This window comes from Mesorhizobium sp. M8A.F.Ca.ET.021.01.1.1, assembly GCF_003998025.1.
Lineage (GTDB): Bacteria > Pseudomonadota > Alphaproteobacteria > Rhizobiales > Rhizobiaceae > Mesorhizobium.
On the sequence record NZ_RZSJ01000656.1, the window covers coordinates 1 to 3261 of the forward strand.

At 63.6% G+C, this 3261-nt stretch carries 3 protein-coding genes; 1 reads left to right on the plus strand and 2 read right to left on the minus strand.

Going from position 1 to position 3261, the window contains the following annotated elements:
* Both EOA36_RS31615 and EOA36_RS31620 read right to left on the minus strand, forming a co-directional pair.
* Positions 1-1395, minus strand: a 1395-nt coding sequence (locus EOA36_RS31615) for an ABC transporter ATP-binding protein/permease (RefSeq protein WP_145969413.1), incomplete at its 3' end; no start/stop codon positions are given.
* 136 nt (positions 1396-1531) lie between these two features.
* Entirely contained in the window at positions 1532-2320 is a 789-nt protein-coding gene (locus EOA36_RS31620; protein WP_127280784.1) for a methyltransferase domain-containing protein, read from the minus strand.
* Positions 2321-2582: 262 nt separating this feature from the next.
* Here EOA36_RS31620 and gloB point away from each other — a divergent pair.
* Positions 2583-3261, plus strand: a 679-nt coding sequence (gene gloB, locus EOA36_RS31625) for a hydroxyacylglutathione hydrolase (RefSeq protein ID WP_127280785.1), incomplete at its 3' end; no start/stop codon positions are given.

A 3261-nucleotide genomic window follows, 5' to 3' on the forward strand; every position in this document is an offset into this window, starting at 1 on the left:
AAGCACCCCGCGCAGCGTACCGGGGGGGAAGAAAGGGACACGGGGCAGGAAGATGGGGGTTTCTCCCGCCGGCATGCCGATCTTTCCGCCCCCCCATGGCCACAGGCCGGCAATGGCGCGGAAGAACAGCGTCTTGCCGGCGCCGGGCTCGCCGGTGATCATCACGCGCTCGCCGACATGGATTTCGACATGCTGGTCGGAGAGCTTCGTACAACCCGCCGGCGAGGCCACCTGGAGTTTCTCGAACGTCAGGCTGCCATTGGCGTTTTCATCGAAGGAGATACGCTTCTCCTTGTCGTGCAGCACATCGGTTTCATCGAGCGCGATGCGGAAGTCGGCGACACGCATCAGCGTGGCACGCCAGTCGGCGATGCTGCCGATGTTGTTGATGAACCAGCGCAACGATGAATGCACCTGGTTGAAGGCGCCGACCGCCATCATCAGCCCGCCAAAGCTGATATCGCCCGAGAAATAGACCGGCGAGGCAACCAGGATCGGGGCCACGACGGTGATCCAGCCATAGGTGTCGGTTACCCAGGAGAGGTTGATCTGGGCGGTGTAGATGCGCCGCATGGCACCCAGCACCGTGCCAAGGTCGAGTTCGAGCCGTCGCCTGGCGTCATCCTCGCCTCGGTACAGCGCGATGGCATCGACGTTCTCGTTGACGCGCACCATCGAGGAGCGCAGCTCCGCTTCGCGCGTATAGCGGTCGCTGTTGAGACGGATGAGCGGCCGGCCGACCAGCCAGCTCAGCCAGGAGGCGGTGCCGGCATAGAGGAACGCCGCCCAGACCATGTAGCCCGGTATCGCCAGCGACAAACCACCAATGTGGAACACAAAGCCCGAGGACAGCTCCCACAGCACGCCGACGAAAGACACGAGCAGGATGAACGACTGCAGCAGGCCGACACCAAGATCGGTCGACAGGTCCGACAGATGCGCGGCATCCTGCTGCATGCGCTGATCGGGATTGACGCCGATGGCGCCGGCATTGGCCAGCCGGAAAGCACGCGCCGGCCGCATCCACTGGTCGATCAAATCCAGCGTCAGCGCCTCGCGCAGCTTCAGCCGGATCATCTGGTTGAGCCATGTCTGGCCGATGTTGAGCACCAGCAGCCCGCCGGCGATCATGGCAAAGACGAGAAGCTGATGCAGGAAGGCGGCCATGTCGCGGCGCGCGAGCGCGTCGTAAAAGGGTTGGTTCCAGCGATTGAGCAGAACCTGGCCGATCGACGTCGCGACGATGACGGCCATGATGCCGGCCGACGTCCACAGCAACCATTTGCGAACCGGCGATCCGATGAGCGCCCGTTTGATCGTCGCCACCTGATCGCGCAGGCTGCTGGCCACGGCGACCGGTTGAACGGTGGCCTGATTGTCCAGTTGATCAGCCATGGCCGAGATCCTTGCATTCAGTAGCGAAGCTGAAACCGGATGAAGAGAGCCGACGGCGGCAGCCCTCAAGCACTCCGCGAGCCCAGCACGACAGATAGGTCGGAAACATGCCGCGCGATGCAAGTTTCCATTGCGATCACGAAGGTGTCACTTGCCGAGCCGACGATGCTGCACCCCTTCCCTCGGCCCGGCGGCCGAGCCGCGTCGCGCCATGCGGCGACAGCACCGGCATGAAGACGCGGCGAGATGCGCGCTGGGCCACCGGCACGCCTTGATAAAGCCGCTTCTGCGCTTCCACCACGATGACGCCGGAGAAGATCGGCCACAGCCGCCGGCCGGCACGCTCCAGCACATTGTGGAAGCGCATCATGAAGTGCCGCCGCGATGGCGGGAAGAACAGGGCATCGGACCAGGCGGCCGGCGTGAAATTCGCCTCGCGCAGCAGTTCGGTGAGCTGCCCGCGTGAGAACGGCCGCCCGTTGCCGAACGGCGTATGCTCGAAGCGCGCCCAGACACCGCGCCGGTTGGGTACCACGATGACGACGCGCCCCGCCGGCGACAGGACCCGCCAGATCTCGTTCAGCGTTTCGCGCGGGTTCTCGACATGTTCGAGCGAATGGACGAGCAGCATGCGGTCGATGCAGGAATCGACCAGCGGCAGCTCCTCGTCGAAGACCAGTGCCGTTGCCGTCGGCCCGGTCGCCGGCCAGACCACGGCGCCCTGTGTCGCCGGCATGAAGGCGAAGACCCGCTCGGCATCGGAGCCGAAGCGCTCCAGCCAGGGCAAGGTATAGCCGAGGCCGACGAGCCGCTCATTGGGCACCGCGGCCCATATCGACGACAGCGCCATGGTGATCGAGCGCTCGGCGAACCGGCCGAGCGTTGTCGAATAGAAGGAGCGAAGGTCGACGATGTCGGAATGCATGTCAGGGATGTAGCCGTGATATCAGCCGGATTCAACAAAAGGCCCAAGTGGTCGGCGCGGCGGACGTCATTTTGACATCCCGGGATGACTATTCGCTTTGTCACCCGGGATGACATTCACGAAGCGGCGCCCTATGTCTGCGGCGGTACTGCATCGGCCCGAAATCGGTTTCGATTTCGGAAAGCACGATGCAGCAGCAAAAAAATGTTAGAGCGTCCTTGTGCGTCCAGCTGGACGCACGGCGCTCTAATGGAGAGACGCGATGCCGGTCGAAATCGAACAGTTCATGTGCCGCACCGACAATTTCGGCGTCTTAGTGCATGATCCCAATAGCGGCCAGACCGCGATCATCGACGCGCCCGAGGAAGCGCCGATCCTGGCCGCCATCAAGCGCACCGGCTGGACGCCGACTGTCATCCTGACCACGCATCATCATATGGATCACGTCGAGGCCAACCTGGCGCTGAAGGAGCGCTTCAAGCTGCGCATCGTCGGCCCGGAGGCGGAGAAGGCGAAAATCCCTGGCATCGACGAAACGGTCGAAGAAGGCTCCGTCCTTCATCTCGGCGATGAGCGCATCGAGGTGATCGCCACGCCCGGGCATACCGCCGGCCATGTCTCCTACCATCTGCCGGCATCGAAAGTCGCGTTCACCGCGGATACGCTGTTCGCGCTGGGTTGCGGGCGGCTGTTCGAATGCAAGCCGCCGGTCATGTACGAATCGCTGAAGAAGCTCGCAGCCCTTCCGGCCGAGACGACAATCTATTGCGGCCACGAATACACGCTCGCCAATGCCCGTTTCGCGCTGAGCGTCGACCCCACCAATTCGGCATTGAAGGAACGCGCCGCGCGGATTGAAGCGCTGCGGGTCGACAACAAGCCGACACTGCCGACGACGATCGGCGAGGAACTGTCGACCAATCCCTTCCTGCGCTGGCACG

Excerpts from the sequence above, each read along its gene's own strand:
- EOA36_RS31620 (WP_127280784.1), bottom strand. The coding sequence starts at position 2,320 with ATGCATTCCGACATCGTCGACCTTCGCTCCTTCTATTCGACAACGCTC.